The sequence below is a fragment of the Paenibacillus sp. J22P277 genome (genome assembly GCF_059383675.1).
Window position 1 is genome coordinate 778,470 of the sequence record NZ_JBXENS010000005.1, and the last position, 25,295, is coordinate 803,764.

Annotated in this window: 23 protein-coding genes and 1 pseudogene; 20 read left to right on the forward strand and 4 right to left on the reverse strand. The window is 51.1% G+C overall.

Annotated elements, in window-relative coordinates; all coding sequences use genetic code 11:
* Positions 1-23: 23 nt before the first annotated feature.
* Positions 24-425 (reverse strand): hypothetical protein, encoded by a 402-nt coding sequence (locus AC50YL_RS20660; RefSeq protein ID WP_494834364.1) that lies wholly within the window; start codon positions 423-425, stop codon positions 24-26.
* Positions 426-1,071: 646 nt separating this feature from the next.
* On the opposite strand from AC50YL_RS20660, the gene AC50YL_RS20665 reads away from it, so the two are divergent.
* Positions 1,072-2,550, forward strand: coding sequence for an Lsa family ABC-F type ribosomal protection protein (locus AC50YL_RS20665; RefSeq protein WP_494834365.1), 1,479 nt, complete (start codon positions 1,072-1,074; stop codon positions 2,548-2,550).
* 109 nt (positions 2,551-2,659) lie between these two features.
* On the opposite strand, the gene AC50YL_RS20670 is transcribed toward AC50YL_RS20665, so the two are convergent.
* Positions 2,660-4,045 carry an FAD-binding oxidoreductase gene (locus AC50YL_RS20670; protein ID WP_494834468.1) on the reverse strand — a complete coding sequence of 462 codons (1,386 nt, stop codon included), beginning with the start codon at positions 4,043-4,045 and terminating at the stop codon, positions 2,660-2,662.
* Here AC50YL_RS20670 and AC50YL_RS20675 point away from each other — a divergent pair.
* Together AC50YL_RS20675 and AC50YL_RS20680 are read left to right on the forward strand one after the other, a co-directional pair.
* On the forward strand, positions 3,946-4,200 hold the full coding sequence (locus AC50YL_RS20675) for a hypothetical protein (RefSeq protein ID WP_494834366.1): 255 nt from the start codon (positions 3,946-3,948) through the stop codon (positions 4,198-4,200). The genes AC50YL_RS20670 and AC50YL_RS20675 overlap by 100 nt on opposite strands.
* 27 nt (positions 4,201-4,227) lie before the next feature.
* Positions 4,228-4,419, forward strand: coding sequence for a hypothetical protein (locus tag AC50YL_RS20680; protein ID WP_494834469.1), 192 nt, complete (start codon positions 4,228-4,230; stop codon positions 4,417-4,419).
* A 107-nt stretch (positions 4,420-4,526) separates the two neighbouring features.
* On the opposite strand, the gene AC50YL_RS20685 is transcribed toward AC50YL_RS20680, so the two are convergent.
* A complete protein-coding gene (locus AC50YL_RS20685; protein WP_494834367.1) occupies positions 4,527-4,868 on the reverse strand; it encodes a nuclear transport factor 2 family protein in 342 nt (113 codons plus the stop codon).
* Between the two features lie 38 nt (positions 4,869-4,906).
* Positions 4,907-5,698: an SDR family oxidoreductase gene (locus AC50YL_RS20690; protein ID WP_494834368.1), complete on the reverse strand. Its 792-nt coding sequence runs from the start codon at positions 5,696-5,698 to the stop codon at positions 4,907-4,909.
* Between the two features lie 252 nt (positions 5,699-5,950).
* Here AC50YL_RS20690 and AC50YL_RS20695 point away from each other — a divergent pair, with 252 nt between their 5' ends.
* The 17 genes and pseudogenes from AC50YL_RS20695 (at position 5,951) to AC50YL_RS20775 (ending at position 25,286) form a co-directional block, all read left to right on the forward strand.
* Positions 5,951-6,403 (forward strand): VOC family protein, encoded by a 453-nt coding sequence (locus AC50YL_RS20695; protein WP_494834369.1) that lies wholly within the window; start codon positions 5,951-5,953, stop codon positions 6,401-6,403.
* Between the two features lie 435 nt (positions 6,404-6,838).
* Positions 6,839-7,285, forward strand: a complete 447-nt coding sequence (locus AC50YL_RS20700; RefSeq protein WP_494834371.1) for a MarR family winged helix-turn-helix transcriptional regulator — start codon at positions 6,839-6,841, stop codon at positions 7,283-7,285.
* A 113-nt stretch (positions 7,286-7,398) separates the two neighbouring features.
* Positions 7,399-7,635 carry a DoxX family protein gene (locus tag AC50YL_RS20705; protein WP_494834372.1) on the forward strand — a complete coding sequence of 79 codons (237 nt, stop codon included), beginning with the start codon at positions 7,399-7,401 and terminating at the stop codon, positions 7,633-7,635.
* A gap of 223 nt (positions 7,636-7,858) precedes the next feature.
* A complete protein-coding gene (locus tag AC50YL_RS20710; RefSeq protein ID WP_494834373.1) occupies positions 7,859-8,953 on the forward strand; it encodes an NADH:flavin oxidoreductase in 1,095 nt (364 codons plus the stop codon).
* A gap of 210 nt (positions 8,954-9,163) precedes the next feature.
* Complete coding sequence (locus AC50YL_RS20715) at positions 9,164-10,123, forward strand: zinc-dependent alcohol dehydrogenase family protein (RefSeq protein WP_494834375.1); 960 nt, start codon at positions 9,164-9,166, stop codon at positions 10,121-10,123.
* 582 nt (positions 10,124-10,705) lie between these two features.
* A pseudogene (locus AC50YL_RS20720) lies at positions 10,706-11,001 on the forward strand (DUF1304 domain-containing protein).
* A 167-nt stretch (positions 11,002-11,168) separates the two neighbouring features.
* A complete protein-coding gene (locus tag AC50YL_RS20725; protein WP_494834376.1) occupies positions 11,169-12,212 on the forward strand; it encodes a glycoside hydrolase family 19 protein in 1,044 nt (347 codons plus the stop codon).
* A gap of 37 nt (positions 12,213-12,249) precedes the next feature.
* Positions 12,250-13,815, forward strand: a complete 1,566-nt coding sequence (locus tag AC50YL_RS20730; protein ID WP_494834377.1) for a carbohydrate-binding protein — start codon at positions 12,250-12,252, stop codon at positions 13,813-13,815.
* A 107-nt stretch (positions 13,816-13,922) separates the two neighbouring features.
* Positions 13,923-14,852 (forward strand): GH25 family lysozyme, encoded by a 930-nt coding sequence (locus AC50YL_RS20735; RefSeq protein WP_494834379.1) that lies wholly within the window; start codon positions 13,923-13,925, stop codon positions 14,850-14,852.
* Positions 14,853-14,955: 103 nt separating this feature from the next.
* The gene (locus AC50YL_RS20740; protein ID WP_494834381.1) at positions 14,956-16,311 is read left to right on the forward strand and encodes an esterase/lipase family protein; all 1,356 of its coding nucleotides are present in this window, start codon (positions 14,956-14,958) and stop codon (positions 16,309-16,311) included.
* A gap of 640 nt (positions 16,312-16,951) precedes the next feature.
* The gene (locus AC50YL_RS20745) at positions 16,952-17,380 is read left to right on the forward strand and encodes an organic hydroperoxide resistance protein (RefSeq protein WP_494834382.1); all 429 of its coding nucleotides are present in this window, start codon (positions 16,952-16,954) and stop codon (positions 17,378-17,380) included.
* 527 nt (positions 17,381-17,907) lie between these two features.
* The gene (locus AC50YL_RS20750) at positions 17,908-18,414 is read left to right on the forward strand and encodes an SDR family oxidoreductase (RefSeq protein ID WP_494834383.1); all 507 of its coding nucleotides are present in this window, start codon (positions 17,908-17,910) and stop codon (positions 18,412-18,414) included.
* Positions 18,415-18,774, forward strand: a complete 360-nt coding sequence (locus tag AC50YL_RS20755) for a Rossmann-fold NAD(P)-binding domain-containing protein (RefSeq protein ID WP_494834385.1) — start codon at positions 18,415-18,417, stop codon at positions 18,772-18,774. It begins immediately after the preceding gene.
* A 512-nt stretch (positions 18,775-19,286) separates the two neighbouring features.
* On the forward strand, positions 19,287-20,363 hold the full coding sequence (locus AC50YL_RS20760) for an alpha/beta fold hydrolase (RefSeq protein WP_494834387.1): 1,077 nt from the start codon (positions 19,287-19,289) through the stop codon (positions 20,361-20,363).
* Between the two features lie 501 nt (positions 20,364-20,864).
* The gene (locus tag AC50YL_RS20765; RefSeq protein ID WP_494834389.1) at positions 20,865-21,398 is read left to right on the forward strand and encodes a hypothetical protein; all 534 of its coding nucleotides are present in this window, start codon (positions 20,865-20,867) and stop codon (positions 21,396-21,398) included.
* Between the two features lie 341 nt (positions 21,399-21,739).
* Positions 21,740-23,461: a response regulator gene (locus AC50YL_RS20770; protein ID WP_494834390.1), complete on the forward strand. Its 1,722-nt coding sequence runs from the start codon at positions 21,740-21,742 to the stop codon at positions 23,459-23,461.
* 16 nt (positions 23,462-23,477) lie between these two features.
* Complete coding sequence (locus tag AC50YL_RS20775; RefSeq protein WP_494834392.1) at positions 23,478-25,286, forward strand: cache domain-containing sensor histidine kinase; 1,809 nt, start codon at positions 23,478-23,480, stop codon at positions 25,284-25,286.
* The last annotated feature ends 9 nt before the right edge of the window (positions 25,287-25,295 follow it).

Here is a 25,295-nt window from a genome sequence, read left to right on the forward strand (position 1 = left end):
TAAATGCATGTTCAATCGCAGTCTTACTCTTTATCGATTGACGTGATCGTGTTTTCTTTGTACTGATACTTGATATTCGTGCCTTTTTCCCATGTGGATACCTTGTCGGCAATCTCGGCGCTGACCTGGTAGGAAATAGGACCGACGCCGGTTTCGATCTCAACGGTCTTGTCCGCATTGACGCCGTTGAATACGCCGGATACCTCGGTAGGCGCATCTTCTTCCGAAACGGTATCGTTGGTCGACGAACCGTTATTCGCAGCAGCCGAGTCGTCGACTGCGTTGTCACCAGCTGCGTTTGTCGATGCGTTCACCGCCGCATTATCGCCGGCATTGTTGTTGCTGTTACCGCACGCCGTTCCAAGAATAGCTAATGAGAGGATGACAGCAGTGAAGGTCAGGTTTTTGACGAGTTTATTTTTCATGATTTTCACCTCCAGCGAGGTTAAACGCGATGCAATAGGAAAAGTTTCGCAGTCGGTTCGTAAATGATTTGTAAATGTAACTGTCGGATGCCGAAACGATTCATCGTACTAAATGCGCGGTCAGTAGCTTATTAATTATTACGTGAAGTCATACGCTTTGACAATGCAGAATTCGGAAGTTCCACGGGCGCGCGGGTGGCCCTTTCAAGATTGAAAAGTACACACATTCATGATAAAATATTAACTAATTTAACGATTGGAGTTGAAAAGAATTATGTAATATTTCTTGCTTATGTCGCAAAGAATAAACCAGTACGCTGTTTTATTCTTTATAAGCAAGGAAGTTACGTATTCTTTTCACTCGATCAAAATACGCATTCCAGCCCTCCTAACGGTTGGATTTGCTATATTTGTTTGAGCCACGAGAAGGTAACTTTCTTGTGGCTTTTTTATTTTTAAACGTGAGGAATGCATTAAACATGAAATAAAAAGGAGAGATAACATGAGTACAGACACGGTTGTTACACATGATTTACTCCGTATAAGTCGTTAATATCCATTAAACTTATGCGGAGCGACTAAGAAGAGATGGATATGAACCGACTTTTTATAAAAGGAAATGCGTTATAAAAAGGAGGAAACTACCATGTCAATGATTCATGTACAAAACCTGACGTTTTCATATCCCAGCAGTTTCGATAATATTTTTGAAGAGGTTAACTTTCAAATCGATACGGATTGGAAGCTTGGATTTATTGGCCGCAACGGTCGAGGCAAGACAACTTTTTTCAATTTGTTATTAGGAAAATATGAATACAACGGAACTATTGTTTCTTCCGTAGAATTTAATTATTTTCCATATCCGGTCTCGGATAAAAGCAGATTCACGCATGATATATTAGAAGAGATATGTCCTCAAGCAGAGGATTGGGAGTTGCTTCGGGAAATATCCTACTTGGATGTCGATGCCGAAGCGATGTACCGGCCATTCGAAACCTTATCGAATGGGGAACAAACGAAGGTCTTGCTGGCTGCGCTTTTTTTGAAGGAAGGACAGTTTTTATTAATTGACGAGCCTACCAATCATCTGGACAACCATGCACGAAAGATGGTTGCGAATTATTTAAAAAGGAAAAAAGGATTTATTCTCATTTCGCATGATCGAAACTTTTTGGATGGCTGCGTTGACCACATCTTGTCGATAAACAGAGCCGATATCGAAGTTCAAAGCGGCAACTATTCTTCTTGGAAACTGAATTTTGATCGACAGCAGGAACATGAGGAAAAAACAAACGAACGTTTGCAAAAGGACATCGGAAGGCTGCAGCAATCTTCAAAACGTTCCGCCAATTGGTCTAATCAAGTAGAGGCTTCCAAAAATGGCACTACGAATTCCGGTTCTAAATTGGACAAGGGTTATGTAGGACATAAAGCCGCAAAAATGATGAAACGTGCAAAGAACCTGGAATCAAGGCAAAATAAGGCGATTGAAGAAAAGTCGACGCTGCTTAAAAACGTGGAAAAAACGGAGTTATTGCAATTAGAACCTTTAGCATACAAATCAAAAGAACTGATTCAGTTAACGGACGTGGCTATTCGGTATGATGGTGAATTAGTGAATACGCCAATAAGCTTTAACGTCAAGGCAGGGGATCGGGTAGTACTTGATGGGAAGAATGGCAGTGGGAAAAGCAGTATTTTAAAACTGATTCTAGGGAAGCCGCTCGAGCATACAGGTACGTTGAACGTTAGTTCTGGCCTTGTCATTTCTTATGTACAGCAAGATACGTCTCATTTAAAGGGAAAGTTATCTGACTTTATTGAAGAAAATCAGATTGATGAACCAATATTTAAATCCATCCTGCGCAAGATGGATTTCGACCGTGTCCAGTTTGAAAAAGACATCTCTCATTATTCCGGTGGACAAAAGAAAAAGTTGCTTATCGCTAAAAGTCTATGCGAAAAAGCTCATTTATACATTTGGGATGAGCCGCTAAACTTTATTGATGTTTATTCGCGAATGCAAGTTGAAGCGCTTATTAAAAGTTTTAATCCAACCATGATTTTTGTTGAGCATGACCAAACGTTCCAAGAAGAAGTTGCAACGAAAACGGTAGCCTTATAGGTATACTTAACAAGACAGCTGCCGGCAATAATGGCAGCTGTCTTTCATTCAGAACGATCGCCATCGAAGACGTTTAGGAAGCTATCGGCGATTCGACAGCGGCACTTGCTTATCTCTTGCCTTTTTTGCCGGTTGCCGGGGGAATGCTTTGCGGATTATTAAACACGTTACCCGGATCGTATTTCGCCTTTACTCTCCGCAGCCGAGGATAGTTTGCGCCATAGTAAACCGGCCCGGAATTTTTGATCCCTTGGTCCGGAACGTTAATATAGGATCCCACGATGTAAGGCTGCAGCTTCTTGCGCAATCCGCGAGCAATCGCAATATTTTTGGCCGCGTCGGATTTCTTCACCCAAGAGCTGTTCCACTCGACATAAAACTTCGCTTTACGCCAGTAGAAGGCCGTCGCCCTAGGAGCTACGCGGCTTACGGCGCCGCCCCAGTTGAGGAAGAAGAATCCCGCGAATTCGCCCTCTACCTGCTCCAAAAACCGACGAATGTACTTGATGGCTTTATCAGGGAACGGACGCCGGCCGAAGCCGCTGGAGAATTGGTTGCTCTCCCTTTGCGTAAGGACAGGATCGGGAGGCAGCAGGAAGTCCACGACCTTCGGGTAAGGCAATAAACGAATGATCTTGCTCGTTGGCGTTCCCACGCTCAACATGGGCTGCAATAGGCGAAGCGCTTCCGTTTTAGATCCGAGGAAAAGCCCGTTCATGGTAACGTTGCCGCCTTTTTTCGGACCGATCGAAAATTCGCTGCCCAGCCTTGTATCCACGCATGGCGCCCAACGCTGCCAGGCTTTGAGCAATTCGGGGAACTGATTCCACGGCCAGGTGATGCGGTATACCGTAGCCTTCTCCGGAGCGGAGTGTACATTAAATTTGTATCTGGTGTATACGCCGAAGTTGCCGCCGCCGCCGCCTTTGGAGGCCCACAAGAGATCAGCGTTGCGTTTTTTGTTGGCGCGAATCACCCGGCCTTTTGCGTCGACCATTTCGAGCGCGATCAGATTGTCGCTGACGAGGCCGACAGTACGTTGCAGGGGCCCGATTCCGCCTCCAAGCGTGATGCCGCCGATCCCAACGGTCGGGCTGTCACCGAAAGGAGCGATATAGCCTAGCGGCGCAAGCGTTTTAGCGATTCTTCCCACGGTATTGCCCGATCCGACGATGGCGGTGCTTCTTTTTTTATTGAGCGTAATGCTCTTCATCTTGCTTACATCGATGACTAAGCCGCCGTTGACCTGCGACAGATTGACCTCCAAGGAATGCCTTCCGCCCCTCGGTCGAACAGGGACGTTATTTTCGTTGGCCCATTTGATGGCGTTGGCCACGTCCTGCGTTCTCTTGGCAAACACAAACACTTTAGGGAACCTGTCTGTATGGGGGTAGAATGAAACGATGGTTTTTGCCTTCAGTTTGCGCGCTTCTGCTGCTGACGTTGTTTCTGCCCTTACAGGCCGCCGCCGACTCCGGCTCCGCGTTGGAAGCAGGAAGTTCGAATTCGGATGTAACGTTGGTTGCATCAGGAGGAGGTCATACGCTCGCCCTTAAACGGGACGGAACCGTTTGGGCATGGGGATTCAATGGATCCGGCCAATTGGGCTATGGAGGAAGTACAAGAGAAGGAGGCGAATCTCCGGTTTGAGTATAGGGTCTCGATTCGGTTATCGCCATAACTGCGGGTTTCGAGCATAGCATGGCTCTGAAAAGCGACGGTACCGTATGGGCGTGGGGAAGCAATGGAGGCCGTGAATTGCCCGAAGGTTACACCGCAGAGTGGAGGGTTAAGGGACATACTAGCAATGATTATAGTCCGGATAAGAAAGTTTTCGTCTATATGAGTATCCAAAATGACAATCACTGAAGATTAATTCTCTGTAATCGTTAATAAAGATCGGCCGCGGGATCATCCTGCGGCCTTCTTTGCCTGGAGCGAGCTGGATAAGGGGTCTATAAATGTATTTGACTCTATTAAGGCAGAGAAATCTGCAGCTCTTGGATTTTACCGCCAGAGAGTTTAAACGTATGTTTCAACAAGAATGGATTGGGAAGATTAGTTTTATTAAAGTCGCCATCCAGTGACGCAGTGACCGCATATGCGCCGTCCTTTTCTAATACGTCGGCTATTTCAAAGCGAACACGTACCGCGAACACATCGGTCTTACTCCAATTACGGATTTCTTCAATCCCTTTGAATTCCCGGTTATCGTCAAAGACGTATGCCTTTTCGTCGAAAGCGGCGATAAATACCTCTGGCTGATCCGCATTTGCGGCATCAAAATAAGTTTTCACGGATGCTGGCAATTGAGTCATTCCTAGCTCCTCCTTTAATTGGATATCCAATGTACGGATTAAACGGTTGGCACCGTACCGCCGTCAATCACATACTCGCTGCCCGTAATGGAAGCTGCACGATCGGAAACCAAGAATGCAGCAAGCTCCGCAACTTCTTCAGGTAAGCCCGGACGTCCAATAGGAATGCCGCCGAGCGAATTCATCAGCTCCTGCAGAGCCGCTTCGCGGCTGCCGGCGACCGTCGCGATTCGGTCGATCATCCGATCCGCCGCTTCCGTTTGAATGAAACCCGGTGCGATCGTGTTGATGCGAATCCCTTTGGGCGAGAACTCCTTAGACAAGCCTTTGCTGTAGTTGGTCAACGCTGCTTTCGACGCGGCGTATGCCAGTGTTGTCTCATACAGCGGCAACGTTCTCTGAATGGAACTCACATGAATGATAACGCCCTTGCCTTGTTCCACCATCATCGGCAGCAAGCTTCTGTCCAAACGGACGGATCCAAGCAGATTCATGTTCAGCGTCTCGAGCCAGTCCTCTTCGGTCAAGGCCAGGGCGCCGCCAGGCGGAGTTGAAGCACCACCGACCGTATTGATCAAAATATCGACACCGCCCAGCTTTTCTTTCACGGCTTCGACGAGAAGCGCCGTGCCTGCCGACTTCGTGATGTCGGTTTGAACGAAGTGAACGCCGGGTACATCGTAGGCATTTGGGAGCGTTCGTGCCGTCGTGAGCACTGTTGCGCCGGCTGCGGCAAGCCGTTTTACGATTGCATAGCCCATCCCTTTTGTTCCACCCGTTATTAATGCGCGTTTACCTTGAAATTCATTCTCGTATGAAGCAAAACTCATGATGTTATATCCTCCTCAGGAATGTTTATTGTAGTTCGTGACCGTTGTGCTCGATCACATGTGCTAGCTTAACTCCAACGGATAGATAAGTCTATTTCATAATAATAATGAAATCAATTACTTCTGTTGATGAGCGATCATCTAAAAAATCATTAAATGCATGAATCTACTGTATTTTCATATAGGAATCCTTGATAGAATAAATAGGAAGATGATCAGGTAATGAATTCGTACGCATAAGGAGATGAAACTATGGTAAACAACCAATTGCTAAGAATGGACAATGTTGGCATCGTTGTAGAATCCCTTGAGGATGCCATCTCTTTCTTCGAGGAAATTGGCTTGAAGCTCGAAGGGCGAACTACTGTCGAAGGTGAATGGGCCGGTCGCGTAACCGGGCTGGGTTCACAGCGTGTAGAGATTGCTATGATGGTTACCCCGGATGGCCACAGCCGGCTTGAACTTTCGCGATTTCTAACCCCGCCTGCCATATCGGATCACCGAGCTGCTCCTGTAAATGCCCTCGGTTATCTACGCGTCATGTTCACCGTTGCAGACATTGACGAGTTGGTATCCAGACTCATTAAACATGGTGCTCAGCTCGTTGGCGAAGTGGTTCAGTACGGGGACTCTTATCGGCTCTGCTACATTCGCGGAAATGATGGACTTCTAATCGGTTTGGCGGAACAACTCGGCAATAAATAAGTTACGTTTAAAAGAACGGTTTACTTCGAATCGAACATCGCTGCATAGCCGCTCAAAAGCCTAAGGCGTTTAACGCCTTGGGCTGATTGTCGCTGCCTGATTTGCTCTGAAGCGGAGTGCGTGTATTCGGACTATAGAGGTACTGCAGTCGGATCCATACGGCAATAGAGCTATCAAAGCATGGTGAAGCCGGGGTTGGAAGCATAGGCTCAGTAATCCCATGGATTAATTAGCGAGGGAATAGGGGAATGTAATTATGAACCTCCATACGATTTAAGAAGCGGCAGATGCGAACAAACGTATAGTGTTGACATTTATCATAAATTTATGATAAAAATATGTTAACAAATTTCGTGCTCCAGAAGAAGATGCTTAATCAATCCGACACCGTAGACAATTCTTTCGGAGTAACAAACCTTCTAAGGAGACCTGTACATGTATACAGGAGATGATCAAACCGAGCTGGATTTAAGAGTTTTTCGGGTATGGGTGAAAGCCAACGAATCTTTTATTGGCAGTGCAAGAAAAAGTATCGAAAGCCACGGAATCAGCAGAGAGAATTTTATGATCCTTGAGCTCTTGTACAACAAGGGGCCTCATTCCGTCCAGCAGATAAGCGAGATCTTTTCGATTCCGGCCGGAAGCATCAGCTACGTGGTAAGCAAGTTGGAGAAAACAGGATACGTCAAACGCGAGTTGCTGGCAACTGACAGGAGGTCTGTTCAGGTCTTGCTTTCTGAAGCAGGCGAAGCATTATTGAGCGAAATATTTCCTAAACACGCGAAAGTAATCTCAGATCGATTATCGTCTATCAGCAAGGAAGAGAAGCTTCAATTAATTCAATTGCTAAAGAAAGTTGGTCTCGATTCACAGAACCTTTGAGAGGGGTGATTATCATGTAATGAAGTTAATCAGCAGTTTCCCTTAAATTGGGAGCAGAAGCGAAATGGGCATGACGCAAGATTCGAACAAGTCTATAGGATAAAAATTGGAAGGTGATCGGATTGGGAACAAGGTTCATCTCGACCGTTCTTGCCATAATCATGTTCGGTGCGATCGTTAAGGCAAAATTCTCGGCCGGTTTTTTGGGGAACGGTCAAATGGCAGGCTGGGAGCTTGAATTTTTGCTGCTTGTAATCGTCGTCTATTTTGCGATCAGTAGCGACAGGGCACTGTCGATGGATTGGATTTTCGGGAAGAGAAAACAAGCAGGGAGCGAACACTCCGCTTAATTCAACGCATGTAGTGAGCAGCAAAACTATGCCGCACCTAATGGAGCAATAAAGCGATCAAAGTTTCTTATCGTCGGAAAAAAATTGAATATTCCGTTTTTATATAAATGCTTATTCATTTTATTTTCATCCTTAACTTGACTTCATGTTCAAGCAAAGGATTTCTATATTGTCATTTGCTGATTATTTAATCACGTAATGACGCAATTTGGAGGTTAATGCTATGGACAAAACCGAATTATTTCGCCCCTTATCGCTGCGGGGCTTAAACTTGCACAACCGAGTCGTAATGGCTCCGATGACGAGAAATTTCTCACCCCACGGCGTTCCTGGTCCTGATGTTGCCGCGTATTATCGCCGTCGCGCTGAAGGCGGGGTCGGACTGATTATTACCGAAGGTACGACCATCAATCACCTCGCGTCGGCAGCAGACCATAACATCCCGCATTTCTATGGCAAAGACGCGCTGAACGGTTGGGCGCAGGTCGTAAAAGAGGTGCACGCAGCCGGCGGAAAAATCATGCCACAACTTTGGCATACGGGCATGGCCCGCAAGATGAGCGACTTTCCGGATTCGGATGCCCATCCTGTCGGCCCGTCCGGACTGGATCTGCAAGGTGACCAGGTGTCCGAGCCATTATCCGAGTCGGAAATTGCCTCCATCGTGGATGCCTATGCACAAGCTGCAGCCGACGCGAAGCGCATCGGCTTCGACGGGATCGAACTTCATGGCGCTCACGGTTACCTCATCGACCAATTTTTTTGGGAGAAGACGAACCGCCGCACGGACCGTTACGGGGGCGATTTGCCGGCACGCAACCGATTCGCCGAAGAGGTCATCCAAGCCTGCCGGGAAGCGGTGGGAGCGGATTTCCCAATCGTGCTTCGGATATCGCAGTGGAAGGCGGACAACTACGACGCGAAGCTTGCGGCTACTCCTGAGCAGCTCGCGCAATGGCTGACGCCATTGGCGAACGCGGGCGTGGATATGTTTCACTGCTCGACGCGCCGATTCTGGGTGCCGGAATTCGAAGGTTCCGAGTTGAATTTGGCGGGATGGGTCAAGAAAGTGACGGGCAAGCCGACCATTTCCGTCGGTTCGGTCGGTCTTGAAGCGGATGTCTTCGGCACCGCGCATGACGGTCATCCATATGCGCGACTAGATGCCTTAAACGAACAGATCAAACGGGAGGAGTTCGATCTGATCGCGGTAGGACGATCCTTGTTAGCGGATCCCGCTTGGGCGAACAAGGTTCGCGAAGGACGATTGGATGACGTTACCCCCGTATCGGAAGATGTTTTTGCAATGCTGACGTAACTGGGGAAACGCACCAGAAATCGAGAGTGGACGACTAAGAAACAACGGAAGGACGAAGAGAATGATGACAACAAAAAAAACCATACTATTCATCGACTGCAACCATCGACTCGCCTCTGCGGCGATTTACGGAGGCAGAGACGAATGAGTCTAGTAAAGAAAGATATGCGCGTATATCGATTGACGACACCCAGCCTGGATGGACTCCGAATGACCACGGAAGAAATACCTGAAGTTGCACCTTACGAAGTCCTCGTCAAGCTTCATGCGGCTTCGTTCAACTATAAGGACACGTTCTACATCTCAGGTGACCATGGGATTCAATTAGCCCGCCCGACTGTGCCCTTGTCGGATGGAGCAGGTGAGGTCGTGGCCGTAGGTTCTCGCGTGGATCGCTTCGTAATTGGCGACCGCGTTGCAGGAGCAACCGCTCAGGACTGGCTCTACGGTCCCATTACTCCGAATGCGTTTAACTCCGTCACATCCCTCGGTCATGGGCTGGATGGGAATTTGGCTGAATTTCGCGTGTTTAACCAAGAGGGTTTGGTTCGATTGCCGAATAACTTGTCTTATGAAGAAGCAGCAACGCTTCCTACTGCTGCCGTTACGGCTTGGAATGCCGTCCGGGACGTTCGTCCCTCCCAGACGGTTTTGATTCTTGGCACCGGAGGGGTTGCCCTCTTTGCGCTCCAGTTTGCAAAAGCGCTCGGAGCGAAGACGATCATTACCTCCTCCAGCGACGCCAAGCTCGCTCGGGCGACTGAAGCCGGGGCCGACCATGTCATCAACTATCGAAGCAACCCGGATTGGCATGAAGCGGTCCTTGATTTGACGGACAATGTCGGGGTCGACCATGTCGTGGAAACGGTAGGTTCGACTACATTGGAACAGTCGATTCTCGCCGCTCGGATCGAAGGCATGGTCCATTTGGTCGGCATCGTTCCTCCGATCGGGAAAATAGATCCGAAGCCCGTCATCTTCAGAGCGCTCACCGTCCGAGGCGTGCGCGTCGGTTCGCGCCAATTGTTCGAAGAAATGAATGCCTTCATCGAACGGAAGGACATTCATCCTATTATCAGCGAGCGTTTCGCGTTCGAGGACGTGAAATCAGCCTACATGCAGCAGCTGAATGGCCCCGAGTTCGGCAAGATCGTCGTGAATATTCACTAAGGACTTGAATAGGGGCGCATATAGTTGAAAGATTCGAAGCAGCCGGCCGAGAACCGTTTACTTCACGAGTCGGCGGTTTTTGCCTTGGATTGGTAGCGGACACGGGATCGCGCAGGCATCGGGATCCGCGGTTCTTTGGTACGCTCCCGAGCATACTTTGGCAGCGAACGCTCGACCAGATCCACGTCCGACAGCTCCAAATTGGCTTTCAATCGCGGATCGATGACATTCCGGTCGTTGTCTAGGCAGCAGGTAGCGTTATTGACCGGGACGGCAAGCAAACGCATGCGAGAGAAGCAGCGGCCGGGACCGCCCCCGAGGTCGAGATCGGATCGTGCCGAAGAACTAGAAAGCCAGACTCTTTTGAAGCCGCGCCATGCGCGGTTTTTTTGTCTTGCATGCTTGGAGGCACGCAGCGTTATGCGCTTACAGACGATGAGGGAACGCGCCCTCGAAAGCAGGATCTGCGAAGCGCTACATTTGGAGGATATAACCAATCCAAATACCTTGCGGGGTTTGGAGTTTCGGGACAGAACGGTTGGATTAATCGCTTTGGAACATAGGTATACTTTGATCCTGGAAATGTTTTTGTGGACGACTTCCCGCGCGATGAAAGCCTTCGGCATGAAGACGAAGGAGGAGGCGGCGGCTACCAAGGCGCGTGCCGCGAACCAAGGGCTGTACAATGGATTTCTTGCGGCGGGACTGATTTGGGGACTGTTTTATCCCGATGAGCAAACGGAAGAGTCGATCCAATGGTTCTTCTTGATTTACGTACTCGTCGCAGCCCTTTACGGAGGCGCGACAGCGAAGCGGTCGATCTGGTTCGCGAGGGCTAGCCAGCCTTGATCGCGCTCATGTTTGTGATCGTGCTGTAACGCGCAGGCATCATTCAGGATATATAATATAATATTTACTAAAAATTAATATTTATAAATGTAATTTTTTAGCATTAACACTTGGGTAAATAGCCTTATTGCTAAAAAAAATAATAGTATTCATAATCATTTCTTGTATCTCAAACTATTACTAGGAGGTTTTTATCTTGTCATCTACTCTGAAATCAGCATTCAGCAATCATTACGTATCCGCGGAGGATCAAGGGGCAAGTCCGCTCGTCGCCAACCGAACGGTTGTTGCCGGATGGGAAACCTTCACTGTCATCGCGAATTCGGACGGTACCGTATCGTTTTTATCCGCGGCCAACAACAAGTACGTGACAGCCGACCTGAATCAAGGCACGAAGTTGATCGCAAGAGCGACGTCCATCCAAGCGTGGGAAAAATTCAAGAAAATAGATCGCGGCAACGGTAAATTCGCGCTGCAAGCGCTGGCCAATAATCTGTACGTATCCGCGGATATGAACGAGGGGTCGGTTCTGTACGCGAATAGAACGGCTCCGTCGGGCTGGGAAGAGTTCGTCCTATCGGGCGCGGAATCCTCGCCGCAGCCGCCGCAGTCGACGCAGCCGGGCGGATTTCTCGTGACCGAACAACAGTTCAACCAGATCTTCCCCGGGCGCAATCCGTTCTACACCTACTCGGGCTTGGTCACGGCCGCCGGCGCTTATCCCCGATTCGCGAATACGGGCGACGCGACGATCAAGAAACAAGAGGCTGCCGCATTCCTCGCCAACGTCTATCACGAAACCGGCGGACTGTATTACATCGTCGAGCAGAATACCGCGAACTACGGGCACTACGCCGACTATAACAGCCACTACCAAGTGGCGCCGGGCAAGCAATATTACGGTCGGGGTCCGCTGCAGATCAGCTGGAACTTCAACTACGGCGCGGCTGGCGAAGCGCTTGGGCTTCCGCTCCTGAGCAATCCGGATCTGGTCGCGCAGGACGCTTCCGTAGCTTGGAAGACGGCGCTTTGGTTCTGGAACACGCAGACCGGCGCTGGCTCGATGACCGGTCATGACGCGATGGTCCAATCCAGAGGATTCGGCGAAACGATCCGAACGATCAACGGCGCATTGGAATGCAACCGCGGCGGCGGCGGGCCGGTTCAAAGCCGGGTGGAGCAATATAAACGGATTACCGGGATTCTCGGCGTGAACCCGGGCAACAATCTTTCTTGCTAATAGATCCGGCATTCCAACATGAAAAGGAGACTACACGATGAGCGGTGACAATTGGCGCCTGGTATGGAGCGACGAATTCGACGGAGCGAACGGTTCGCCTCCCGACCCGGGCAAATGGGGATACGACATCGGCGGAAGCGGATGGGGGAACAACGAGAAGCAGTATTACACCGACAGCACGAAGAACGCTTATCTGGACGGCACGGGGCACTTGGTCATTAAAGCGATTCATGAAAACAGCAACGGCATGGCGTACACCTCCGCCCGCTTGGTATCGACGAACAAAGGAGACTGGACGTACGGCAAATTCGAGGCGCGCGCCAAGCTCCCTCGCGGAAAGGGCATGTGGCCGGCCATCTGGATGCTTCCCACCGATTGGAAATACGGCGCCTGGCCGATCAGCGGCGAGATCGACATCATGGAACAGCGGGGCTCGGATCCGCTCAAGGTCATGGGCACCATCCATTTCGGAAATCCGTGGAAGTATATCGGTTCGAGCTATACCCTTCCTGACGAGGGCTATCACGTGTACGCCGTGGAATGGGAACCGAACGAGATTAGGTGGTATGTCGACGGCAATCTGTACCAGACGCGCCGAGCATCGGAATGGTACAGTTCGGGCGGCGCAAGCCCGGCGCCGTTCAATCAACGCTTCCACTTCCTGTTGAACCTGGCGGTCGGCGGCAACTTCGACGGTGACCCGGACGGCTCCACGGCGTTCCCGCAAACGATGACGATCGATTACGTCCGCGCGTATGCACGCGACGGAAGCGCCGGCACGCCGGAGAGCGTGACGCTTCCGGCCAAGATAGAAGCGGAGAAGTTCAGCGCGATGAACGGCGTTCAGCTGGAAACGACGACCGATGCGGGCGGCGGGCAAAACGTCGGTTGGATCGACGCCGGCGACTGGATGGAGTACAAAGTGAACGTCCCTGCGGCAGGCGTCTATACGGTACAGTACCGGGTCGCAAGCCAGGGAACGACCGGCCAGATTCAACTGAAATCCGGCTCCGACGTGCTCGCGACTACCTCCGTGCCGAACACGGGAGGCTGGCAGAACTGGCAGACGATCTCGGCGACGGCGAATCTAAGCGCAGGCCAGTCCACCTTGCGCGTCCACGCAAGCGGAGCAGGATTCAATCTCAACTGGCTCAGCTTCGCAAGACCGCAAGGCCAGAACCTGTTGGCGAATCCGGACTTCGAGACGGGAGATTTGACCGGCTGGTTCGAGTGGCACAACCTTGTGCTGGCGCACAAAGTCGATAAAGATCAACCCTATACGGGAAGCTACAAGCTGACGCATTGGGCATCGTCCGGATACCAGCAAATCACGGCGCAAAAGGTTAATGTGCCTAACGGTCTGTACAAGGCCAGCGTATGGGCGCGCTCCGGCGGGGGGCAGAATGCGCTGAAGCTTTATGCGAAAGATTACGGCGGTGCCGAGCTGTCGGCGAATATCGGGACAAGCCCGGTTACGAATTACACGCCATACACGATAAACAACATCCAAGTCACAAATGGGCAAATCGAGGTTGGAATTTGGCATGACGCCAATGCGAATAACTGGGCTGCCTTCGATCATTTCGAGTTGGCACTCCAGTAACGCGCGAAGAATAGCGCGAAAGGGCCGATAACCAATGGCCCTTTCGCTTTTTTTATGAAATACGGCAGGAAACGCGACTGCAAACTCAAGCAAAGGGGCCGATGCCAATGCAAGCCAAATCAGCAACGAATCTAAAGATCATCGACGTGTCGCACCATCAGAATGATCGCGGAAAGATCGATTGGGCGAAGGTGAAGACGGATGCGGTGGCCGGCGTCTTCGTCAAGGCGACGGAGGGCGGATCGGGCCATGACAAGCAATTCTCGTCGAATGCCCAAGGCGCATCGTCGGCAGGATTGAAGGTCGGTTTTTACCATTACGCCCATCCGGAGCTGAACGATGCCGGCAAGGAGGCGGCCAACTTCGCGAACGCGATATCGGGATACGCGGCCGACTTCCCGCATGTTTTGGATGTAGAAGGAACGGCGGCCGACGTTCCCGATGAGCAGTTGACGGCATGGTGCGTCGAATGGCTGGAAACGGTCGAGAAGCTTACGGGCCATCCGGCGATGCTCTACACGGGCGCGAGTTTCGCGAAATCGAATCTACGGAAGCCGCTCGGAAAATGGCCGCTGTGGATTGCGCATTACGATACGGAACGGCCCATGGCCAACGACACCTGGTCGGAATGGGCCGTGTTCCAGTACACGAGCGAGGGGACCGTCGCCGGCATCGCCGGCAACGTCGACGTCAACGCGATGGAGAAAGCGTTCTTCGACAAGTATGCCGGCACGCCGGCCGAGTCCGAATCGACGGCCGAAGACGCCGTCAAGATCGTCGTCAACGATAAGCTTGCCGCTCACGGGCGGCTGATCGGCGGCCATGCCTATCTTCCGCTGCGCGAACTGGCCGAGGCGCTTGACGTGTCCGTGGAATGGAACGCGTCGGAGGCCATGCCCTATGTGGCCGGAAAATCGGTCACCGCGTTCACGTTGATCGACGGCAGCGCCTATATCGGTGTCCGGGCGGCCGCCGAACTGCTTGGCGGTCAAGCGTCGTTCGACGGTGAAACCGAAAAAGTCTATTTCTATCATTAGTGATTCGCCCCGCACGAAGCAAGTGATCGGGGCATGGATGCAGGGCTTTTATCGTTTTATATGTGAATGCTAGACGGTTTTCTATTTTTCAGAGGACGAATTGATGGGGGTACCTATGGCGAAGCGGCCGATTGTCTTGATTCATGGCTATTCCGATAAAGGAGAGTCCTTTCGCGCGTGGGTGGATAAGTTAACCGAGCGGGGCTATGATCGTCAGAACATCCATGTCTGTTCCTATGAAACGCTAACCAACGAGGTGACCATTCCCGACATTGCCGAAGGGTTCGATCGCGCGCTCCGGGAAAGAATCGGATTGAAAGACGATGAGCAGTTCGACGCGATCGTGCATTCGACCGGAATGCTGGTCCTTCGTTCCTGGCTCGCCGTCTATTCGAAGAGGCGGGACCGGTTGAAACATCTGATCGGACTCGCGCCAGCTACGTTCGGCTCGCCGCTGGCGCACAAGGGCAGAAGCTGGTTTGGCGGCGTCTTTAAAGGCAGAAAGGAACTGGGACCGGATTTCCTCGAAGCGGGCGACCGCGTGCTGGACGCGCTGGAATTGGGAAGCCGGTTTACGTGGGACCTTGCGGAGAAGGATTTGTTCGGTACGCTGCCTTATTACGGTTCTCACGGCGATACGCCGTACGTGTATATTTTCTGCGGTACGGAGGGGTATGGCGGCATCAAGAAGCTGATCAGCGAGCCCGGCACGGACGGGACGGTGAGAATGGCCGGCTGCGGGCTTAATGTCCGGAAGATCAAGGTCGATCTGACGAATGCCAAGGTCGATAACAGGATCTCGTTTTCGAATTGGAGCAATGTGGACATTCCGATGTTTCCGGTCCAAGGCGCGGACCATGGTTCGATCATTGGACAACCTTCCGAAGGATTGGCCGATATGGTTTATGCCGCATTAGGCGTTGAAGATTCGCAGGCGCATGAGCTGTGGCTGAATGACGCCGCCAGCCGCACGCGCGACGTGATCGCGGAATTGACCCAATGGCAGCAGTTTTTGATCCGGGCTACGGACGAGCGAGGGGACCCGATTCGCGACTATTACATCCGGCTGGAAGGCAAACGAAACGACGGGCAGCACGAGGAGCTTGAATGCTTCGATGTCGACGTCCACACGTATAGCGGGGATTCCAGCCTGCGAAATTTCCACGTGAACCTCGATGAGCTGGATCCCGAATCCCTGGAGAGTCTGACATTGACCGTGATCGCGTCCTCCGGGTCGTCGCTGGTCACTTATCACGGATTCACCAGCGTGCCGATGGAGGATTTAGAGGTTTACAGCGACAAAGGAACGTGGCATGCCAAACTCGATCTGTCCAGCCTGCTTGGCGAAGGCGAAGTCAAGTTCTTTTACCCCTTCACGACAACGCTGATCGAGCTTCGGCTTAACCGGGAACCGCTTCCGTTGACGGGCATCAACTATGTCTGTAGATTTATTGAATAGGAATACTGAATCTGCCATGAAATCACCGAAAGCCCGCTTCTTAATCGAAGCGGGCTTTTCGGATAACGGAATGTTATTGTTGCGGGCGTAATCTCGGGCCATGCAGCTGATGGCTGCGCAATCTATCCGTAATAACGTAATTTAAACCTAAAAAGATGGGCTGTCTCAAAGAGAGCTGGCGAGGTGCTTACACTTTTTTCCGATTCTCATTCGATCTGAGAACGGGAGCATTACTTTGGTCATTGCGCATGAAAATCGTCATGCGCAATGACCAAAAGCGATGCTTTTTTTTCGCGAAATTCATGACCTTTAACAGATTTGGCACTCCATCCACCTTGGTAAGATAAAGGTGCAAGAACGAGTGAACCCTTCGGCCCGTGCACTAAGCCTTGAATGTCAGACAACGTGGTCTACACATTTTGTTCAGAGAGGATTTGGGCATATGCTGCGCATTCTATTGATGAATAGTTTAACGAGTTCCTGCTCGCGACTGAAAGAAATTCTGCGGACTTATGGGAAATGGGTGGAGGAAAATGAATATTACATGGATTGCTACTGGTAATCCCGGTGCTCATCCGCACTGAATCCGATTAGATGTCCCCAATGCGAGTAGAGAAGATGAAGAGGAGAGCATGCGAAAATGGATAAAATTGAAAAGAAACTGTACACGGCCACTGTTAACGTTCAAGGCGGAAGAGAGGGCAAAGCGGTGTCCAACGATGACAAGTTGAACGTGGATTTGCGTTACCCAAAGGAATTAGGCGGTAACGGCGAGGGAACAAATCCGGAGCAATTGTTCGCGGCAGGCTTCGCGGCTTGTTTTGAAGGCGCGATGGGAACTGTCATGCGAATGAAAAAGATCAATTCGGAAGGGGTTTCCATTGTTTCAAACGTAACGCTCGGCAAGGATGCAAACGACGGCTATGCGTTGGCTGTGACGTTGGATATTACGATAAAAGGCATTGATCGCAGCATCGCTCAAGAAGTCGTCGATGAAGCACATAAGGTGTGTCCTTACGCGAAAGCGACTCGCGGTAATATCGAGGTTATCTCCAACGCCGTTGACTAAGACTTTCAATCTATGCACGTTCGGGCGACAAGAATATTATCTAATTAAGGGCCGCGAGAATCGCGGCTCTTTTGTTGTTTTCATTCGTTCAGACTGAGCGTATGAACCGCTGCGAGTCCCATATTTCGTTAGGTTTATCGAGAAGCCAAAAAAGACATTGACGTTCAAGGGCTGGATAATTCGCTTAGCCACAACTTCCTCAGCTCGAATTCCAACCCCAATCATTCCTTCTAATCAATAAGAATATAACATGAAATGCGTTGGATTAAATAAAAGGGTTCCAGTATGATGGCTTTATTATGCATCGTTTGCGGTCACGCCGGTTTCACCGCAACGGATCTGAATGGCAAATCCAAAGGCGGCAAGTCTAAAGCAGAAGCCGCTGCCATTATCGTAAATTACGCAACGGACAACGAGTTAGTTTCCATTAATTAACATGGTTACGCAGATTAATTTATCTCGCTCATGGTAACGATAGGATTAAAATTTGCGTTCGGCCTGCACTTTAACATAAAGGAGAAATAAGGATGATCCTTATAACTGGAGCAAACGGAAAAACTGGACGTGCGGTAATTAAAGCTTTGCTATCTAAAGGAGAGCGGATAAGGGCTTTTGTTCGTAGAACCGAACAAATCGAGGACATTAAATCATTAGGCGAGATGGAAGTCGTTACAGGAGATATGCTGGATCAAAAGGCTGTAAATGAGGCATTCGTCGGAATTAAGGCTGTATACCACATTTGTTCAGCTATGAATCCCGATGAAGTTCAAATCGGACGAATAATCATACAAGCAGCTCGCTTGGCCGAAGTTGAACATTTCGTATTCCATTCCGTCATACATCCCGTCATTCAAGAAATGCCGCATCATCAGAAAAAACTCATGGTCGAGGAGCTCCTGGTGAATTCAGGTATCCCCTATACGATTATTCAGCCAGGCGTATTGATGCAGAATATACGCGAGTCTTGGAAGCTGCTTAGCGAGAAAGGTATCTTTCAACAAAAGTATTTTACGACTCAAGAAACTCGCATTTGAATGATTGACTTAGAAGACTTAGCCGAGGCAGCTGCAATCATTCTTACTCGTCCGGGACATACATGGGCTTCCTATGAACTTTCCGGGCCTGAAAATTTATCATTGTCGGATATGATAGCAGCGATGGAACAGCATTTTGGCCATGAGATCAAAGTCGAAACGCCTCAAGACGAAATGTTCGCAGCACAATTAAAAAAGCGCGGATCAGGAGACTATCAAGTAAATACAACATTAAAGATGTTTCAACATTACAATGAACATGGATCGATCGGTAATGCTAATGTTTTAACGTGGATATTAGGTCGCAAGCCAAATGATTTTTCATCCTTCATTCTTAGAACATTGAAAAGCAAGAATTAATACTGGAAGAGGGCTCGCAGCGTGAAGGCATGATCGTGGGTGACAAGAACGACTGGAAGCATTACTTTTGGCATTTGCGACTTAAAATAGTCATGCGCAATGACCGAAAGCGATGCTTTTTTTTTGGCATATTCATGACCTTTAACAGATTTGGCACTCCGTCATCCTTGGTAAGATCAAGGTGCAAGAACGAGCGAAACCCTTCGCCCGAGCAACTTTTGCGATTAGAGAGCAGAAGTGCCGGCGGAGAAAAAACAAGAGGACGTTGCTGGTTGCAACGGTGTCGCTCCTCTTTTTAGACGAAAGGGGGTTCGCTGACGAAGCTGCAGTTCGCTTTAATGCAGCAGAATGAGGTCGAGCGGCTGTTCCTTGTGGGAAGCCGTTACGCGTGGATTCCTTCCTCGGCCACGTTAGGCTTCGCATACATTGCCCGATAAGGGAAATGATAGCCGTTGTAAGTCAAGCATATGAGCATGAAAAATGATGAATGTATGTATATAGGAGGGATTACGATGTTCGGGAAACAATCGAGATGGCCGGCCAAATGCACGGCAATACTGCTGATTGCGTCATTTATGCTGCTTTCGGCCTGCGCGCGAAACAGCAATCAGCAAGACGGCGAGCGCGCCGCCGATATCAATCCAAAGCAAGTGGCGCTAACCGCAGCAGCCAAACCGGCGCCCGATAAGTCGTTGTCCGACGAAGAGCTCGTCAAAGAGCTTCCGGGCTTCAAGAACGGCTACATGGAAGCGCACGGCGTCAAGCTTCATTATGTCGAGGGCGGGAAGGGCGAGCCGTTGTTTCTGCTGCCGGGCTGGCCCGTAACCTGGTATTCGTTCCGCAATATGATGCCGGAGCTGGCCAAGCACTATCATGTCTATGTCGTGGAATACCGGGGCATGGGCGGTTCGGACAAGCCCCAGTCGGGCTATGACAAGAAGACGATGGCCACGGATATTCATGAATTGGCCAAAGCGCTCGGATACAAGAGCATCTACATCGCCGGACATGATATCGGGGCGACGATCGCGTACGCCTATGCAGCCAATTACCCGCAAGCCACGAAGAAAGTCGTGCTGATGGATGCTTCGCATCCGAATGATAACTTCCTGAAAATCCCGATCTTGCCGCCGCCGGGCGTGTACGACGAGAGCAATCCCGAACGTGCGAAGTTCTACTGGTGGTTTGCCACCAATACCATCCCGGGCTTGTCGGAGCAGATGCTGCAGGGCAAACAGCTGGATCTCGTCTATAATTGGATTTACGATTATATGGGCTACACCAAGGATGCGCTCAGCAAGAAGGAACGCGAGGTTTACCTTGCGGCCTATTCCCAGCCCGATGCGCTTCGCGCCGGCAATGAATGGTACAAGACGTTCAGGGAAGATATCGAAACGTTGAAAACGTACAAGCCGTTGTCCGTGCCCGCGCTCGGCATCGCCGGCGTGTCCGGTTACGCTATGCTGGAGCAGTTCTTAAACGAGCATGCGCCGAATTCAAAGACGGTGAAGCTGGAGAAAACCGGACATTGGATCATGGAGGAGAACCCGGAAGCGGCCATTAAGCTGTTCAAAGAGTTTTTCCGTTAGACCTTTGCGGCATGACGCCGCTAACGATTCGGGAGGTCGACGTCCTGAATGTGGGACGACAACTCTATGCAACGAAGTCGGGACTGATCCCGTAACGTGGGACAACTAAAACACCTTCAAGCGAAATGACCATGTCCGTAAGATATGGTGGATAACTTGAAGGTGTTTTTGCGTTGTCGGATGGCAAGAACATTTATCCATAGCCGTATCGGGACAAGAACATCCAATCTTACCGAGTCGCTTTCGGATACGGACAAACCTTCCAAACCATCATCTTTTGTCATTCCTGCAGGCAGAATCCGCCGTTACCTGATTGTAGCCGTTTCGTTACCGTTCTGTCATTCCTGTCGAGGCTGGACTAGGTAATATGAGGTTGTAATTGAACCGTCGCTTGTCTCGAATGAAAATAAGCGGTAAGCTCCATGACGGCATCGCGACATACGCTCACGGCAGTGAATGAAGGTCAAAATAAAACGAAAAGCTCTTGAGGAGGAAATGAACATGAAAAAGAAAAACAAGGGAGCCGCAGCGCTGCTGCTGCTGCTGGCTGTTGTCGCCGTATCCGTACCGGCCGTAGTGTCCGCAAACAAAGCGAATCATGCTGAACAGGCAGTACCCGTCGTTGCACAAGCGAATCAAGCTGACCAAACCGTCTATGAGAATACCCAATATGGCTTCCGTTTCACGCTGCCGGACAGTTGGAAAGGGTACACGATCGTAACGGACAAATGGAATGGGCAGGATGCGACTGACGGTAAGGTCGTAGAAAGCGGCGCGTCCATCGGCATCCGCCATCCCGAATGGACAGCCGACAAGCCTAGGCAGGATATCCCTATATATGTCTTTACGATCGATCAATGGAACGCGCTTCAGCAGGAGAAGTTTTTCATCGGCGCAGCGCCTATGGGACCAAGCGAACTAACACGCAATGACAAATACGTGTTCGCGCTTCCGGCGCGTTATAACTTTGCCTACCTTGATGGCTACCAAGAAGTGGAAGACATCTTGAAGGGCAATCCCATTCAACCGATGTAATCGAATCTATAAGAAAGAAGAATCCGCTGAACAGCGGATTCTTTTTTTAGGATGGGATATCCCCCAGAAAAGTACGATCGGCAAGAAGCCGATGACGTCGCTTATGTCCAAGGACACAAAACAGGGGGACAAGGAGGCACTGTCTACTGGACGGGGAGCAGTTCATAATCCGTCCAAAACTGACGTTTTTCAATCGGAAGTACGAATGGGATAACTTGGAAAAGCAAAAATACCACACCAAATCCAAAAACAACATCGTTATGCAATGCTTCCCGCTTCGGTAAGATGAAAGGTACAGCACATCGTGCAAGTCTTGGTGCAATGGGAAGGGAGCGAAGGAAATGCTGAAACTCATCATCGTTGACGACGAGCTTTGGATTCGGGAGGGCTTGAAGCAGACCATCGATTGGCCGACGCACGGGATTCGGTTGGTCGGCGAAGCCGAGAACGGACAGCAGGCGCTGGAGCTGCTCGAATCGGAGGTTCCCGACATCGTGATCTCGGATATTCGGATGCCTGCCATGGACGGGATGGAGCTGATGGAAGAAGCAAAACGCCGCGGTATTGACGTGCGAATCATCCTGATCAGCGGGTTCAGCGATTTCTGCTATGCGCAGAAAGCCGTCAAGCTGGGAGCATTCGATTATATTTTGAAGCCGATTGAAGAGCAGGTGCTGCTGAGTATCGTCGACCGGTGCGCCGCCGATATCATGCAGAGGCGCAAGTTGTCCTCGCGGCTCGAGGAACTGACGGATCTTGCACGGGAAAGCGTCCCGCTCGCCAAGCAGAAACATCTGGAGCTGTGCGTGTCGCGACCGATGGCCGATCACGAGCTGCAGCCGATCTGGAAGGCACTCGATATCGACCTGGACCCGGCTCGGGTTGTCGTCTTGTCCGCCGTCGTTCATGATTGGGGCGAGAGGGGCTTGAACGAAAACGGATGCTCGTTACTGCGCTATGCACTGGGCAAGCTCATGGAGGAAATACTTGCCGAAGAAGGCGTGCGCGCGCTTGCTTGTCCGCTGCATGGACATGAATTCGCGGATGCGGCTATCATGGCATCGTTCGGGTCGGCAACGGGGCAAGCATCTCCGACCGCGGACGCCGGAGCGATACTTCGCGGGGCGGAGCGGGCAATCATTAGGACGCGGCAGCTATTGGGCATTCGAATCAGCGTTGGCGTCAGCAGGACGGCGGAGCGGGAAAAACTTTTTTTCGCATTCAGGGAAGCGCTTACATATAATCTGGATTATTTCGTTCACGGCGAAGGACGCGTATACCGTTCCTCCGAGGAAAACCGGCAGCCGGTGAATTTCGGCATGGCCGCAGTCGGCACGAGAGCCCATGATCGGCCATCGGCCGATACGGGAAACGAGAAGCAGTCGTCTTCCGACGAGACCGTGCATAGCGCGAATAAAACGGAGCTGCTGGATACCTCCTTGACCAATCGGATGGTCCGCGCCATGCTCCTGTCCGACGAGAGCAGGCTGGCGGCTTTGCTGGACGATCAATTGGCGTTGCTCTTCGAATGCGTCAAACGCCGGCCGGCCATGGCGATCCGCTGCGAATTGAACCTCTTCATCGACCTGTTTCTATCAAGATGGCGGGAGCACTTCAAATCCACCGCGACCGTAAACCGCATCAAGTCCCGGCTCTACCGGTGCCCGCTGAACGATTGGAAGCAAACTGTCATGGCGATTTTTCTGATCAAGCATCCGGCCGCCAACGGCTCCGGTCAGAGTCAGAAGCGAATCATCGATAAAGCGCTATGCTTCATTCATGACAATTTTCACCTTGGCATCAGTCTGGGTGACGTCGCCGAGAGCATTTACCTGAATCCTTCGTACTTCAGCAGAGTATTCCATGCGGAAGTCGGCGAGCCGCTCAGCAAATACCTCATTCGCATGCGGATATCCAAAGCCAAGGAGCTGCTCGAGGGGACGCCCTTGAAGATTTACGAGATCGCGGACCTCGTCGGCTATAAGGATTTTCGCCATTTCGTGAAGACCTTCAAGGAATGGGAAGGGATGACCCCGGCCCAGTTCCGCAATTACGGCGCTTAGGAAAAGAGGAGTCCAGATGCCGAAGATCTTCCGTAAATCCAATCTGGCTTCGGTCAGAGCCAAGGTGTTCGTATTCTATGTGGCGAGCATGCTCGTTATCATCGCCGTAATGGGCTACTTCTCTTACGATAAATCCACGGAAATCATCGAATCCAAGGTGGGCGGGATGGCGCTTCAAAACGTGCTGCAGATGAGCAAGCGGATCGATGCCATTTTGACGGGCTATGAGGAACGTTCCATGCTGGTGTTCGGCAACAAAGACATCCAGAAACAGCTTGCCGGCAACTTCTACAGCGAGTTGGAGCGAATCGACAACAACCGTGCCAATACGGCTTTTCTGGCAAACCTGGTCAATGCCAGGAACGATATCGTGAATATCTATTTGCTTGGCGAGCTGGGCGAGTCCTTTCGTTATTCCCCTCGGGATTCCTCGCCGGTCTATAATTCGTACGCCTCCGATTTCTCCAATACCTCCTGGTACGGGAGAATCCGCGACGCGGGCGGAGGCGTGGTGTACTTCGGCATCGGGCCTTCCATGATCAGAGGCGAAAATCCGGGCGCCGAGCCCGTGTTTTCCTTCGGCCGGGCGGAGCGGGACGTGGGCAACCGCAGCGAGATCATCGGCGTGCTGCTGTACGAGGTGAATGCGGCGGAGATTACGGAGCTGCTGTCGGAGATCGACTATGACGGCTCGGGCATGAACATCCTCATCGACAAGGACGGCGGTATCGTCGGCGACAAGGACGGCATGCTGAGCGCGACCCAGTTCGATCTGCCCGCATCGCGGGCGCAACAGGGCATGTTCAGCCGCGCGATCGGCGGAGAGAAGAAGCTGGTCGTCTACGACCGGTTGGAATCCGCGGATTGGACGCTCGTCGGCATGCTGCCGGGAGCGGACTTGAAGCGGGAAGCCCGCGATATCAGGTGGTACATGCTGACGCTTGGCGTGTTCTGCTCCGCGATCGGCATCTTGCTTGCCGCCCTGATCGCTTCTTCGGTACACCGGCCGCTTCATAAAATGATTTGCGCCATGCGCAGAGCCAAGAACGGCGATTTCGATGTACGCATCGCGGATAAGCGGGAAGACGAATTCGGTTATCTCTTCATTCATTTCAACGCCATGGTGTCCAGGATCAAAGCGTTGATCAACGAGCTGTACGTGCAGAAGCTGCTGGAACAGGAGCTGCAGCTGAAAATGCTGGGTTCCCAAATCAACGCTCATTTCCTGTACAACACGCTCGATTCCGTGCATTGGATCGCTCGCATCCATAAAGTGGACGACATCAGCACGATGGTGTTCGGCTTGTCCAAATATTTGCGTCTCAGCTTAAGCGAAGGCAAGGACGAGGTGGATATCGGTCAGATCGTCCAATTGATCGACAGCTATATTCTGATCCAGAAGATCCGTTACCGGGATAAATTCGAACTGTATCTGCATGTGGACGAGACGCTAGGGGAGTACAAGGTGCTGAAATCCATTTTTCAGCCGCTTGTCGAAAACGCCATCTATCACGGGCTGGAGAAGAAGCCCGGGAAGGGACGGCTCGATGTGTCGTTTCTTCGCAAGGACAGCTGCCTGAAGTTCATCGTCGTCGACGACGGCAAGGGGATGCCGGCCGAAAAACTGGCCGAGCTGCGGCGCTTGCTGCGCGGCGAAGCGGATATCGCAGGGAGCCATTTCGCGCTCCGCAATATCAACGCCCAGATCCGGATCGCCTACGGGCCGCAATACGGCATCGAGATCGAGAGCAGCTGCGGGCAGGGAACCCGCGTCGTGTTGACGATTCCGCTCTTGCGGAAAATTCCGTCAAGACTCATCGGCTGACCGCTCGCG

Excerpts from the sequence above, each read along its gene's own strand:
- AC50YL_RS20660 (WP_494834364.1), bottom strand. The coding sequence starts at position 425 with ATGAAAAATAAACTCGTCAAAAACCTGACCTTCACTGCTGTCATCCTC.
- AC50YL_RS20665 (WP_494834365.1), top strand. The coding sequence starts at position 1,072 with ATGTCAATGATTCATGTACAAAACCTGACGTTTTCATATCCCAGCAGT.
- AC50YL_RS20675 (WP_494834366.1), top strand. The coding sequence starts at position 3,946 with ATGAAACGATGGTTTTTGCCTTCAGTTTGCGCGCTTCTGCTGCTGACG.
- AC50YL_RS20685 (WP_494834367.1), bottom strand. The coding sequence starts at position 4,868 with ATGACTCAATTGCCAGCATCCGTGAAAACTTATTTTGATGCCGCAAAT.
- AC50YL_RS20690 (WP_494834368.1), bottom strand. The coding sequence starts at position 5,698 with ATGAGTTTTGCTTCATACGAGAATGAATTTCAAGGTAAACGCGCATTA.
- AC50YL_RS20695 (WP_494834369.1), top strand. The coding sequence starts at position 5,951 with ATGGTAAACAACCAATTGCTAAGAATGGACAATGTTGGCATCGTTGTA.
- AC50YL_RS20700 (WP_494834371.1), top strand. The coding sequence starts at position 6,839 with ATGTATACAGGAGATGATCAAACCGAGCTGGATTTAAGAGTTTTTCGG.
- AC50YL_RS20710 (WP_494834373.1), top strand. The coding sequence starts at position 7,859 with ATGGACAAAACCGAATTATTTCGCCCCTTATCGCTGCGGGGCTTAAAC.
- AC50YL_RS20715 (WP_494834375.1), top strand. The coding sequence starts at position 9,164 with ATGACCACGGAAGAAATACCTGAAGTTGCACCTTACGAAGTCCTCGTC.
- AC50YL_RS20730 (WP_494834377.1), top strand. The coding sequence starts at position 12,250 with ATGAGCGGTGACAATTGGCGCCTGGTATGGAGCGACGAATTCGACGGA.
- AC50YL_RS20735 (WP_494834379.1), top strand. The coding sequence starts at position 13,923 with ATGCAAGCCAAATCAGCAACGAATCTAAAGATCATCGACGTGTCGCAC.
- AC50YL_RS20740 (WP_494834381.1), top strand. The coding sequence starts at position 14,956 with ATGGGGGTACCTATGGCGAAGCGGCCGATTGTCTTGATTCATGGCTAT.
- AC50YL_RS20745 (WP_494834382.1), top strand. The coding sequence starts at position 16,952 with ATGGATAAAATTGAAAAGAAACTGTACACGGCCACTGTTAACGTTCAA.
- AC50YL_RS20750 (WP_494834383.1), top strand. The coding sequence starts at position 17,908 with ATGATCCTTATAACTGGAGCAAACGGAAAAACTGGACGTGCGGTAATT.
- AC50YL_RS20755 (WP_494834385.1), top strand. The coding sequence starts at position 18,415 with ATGATTGACTTAGAAGACTTAGCCGAGGCAGCTGCAATCATTCTTACT.
- AC50YL_RS20760 (WP_494834387.1), top strand. The coding sequence starts at position 19,287 with ATGTTCGGGAAACAATCGAGATGGCCGGCCAAATGCACGGCAATACTG.
- AC50YL_RS20765 (WP_494834389.1), top strand. The coding sequence starts at position 20,865 with ATGAAAAAGAAAAACAAGGGAGCCGCAGCGCTGCTGCTGCTGCTGGCT.
- AC50YL_RS20770 (WP_494834390.1), top strand. The coding sequence starts at position 21,740 with ATGCTGAAACTCATCATCGTTGACGACGAGCTTTGGATTCGGGAGGGC.
- AC50YL_RS20775 (WP_494834392.1), top strand. The coding sequence starts at position 23,478 with ATGCCGAAGATCTTCCGTAAATCCAATCTGGCTTCGGTCAGAGCCAAG.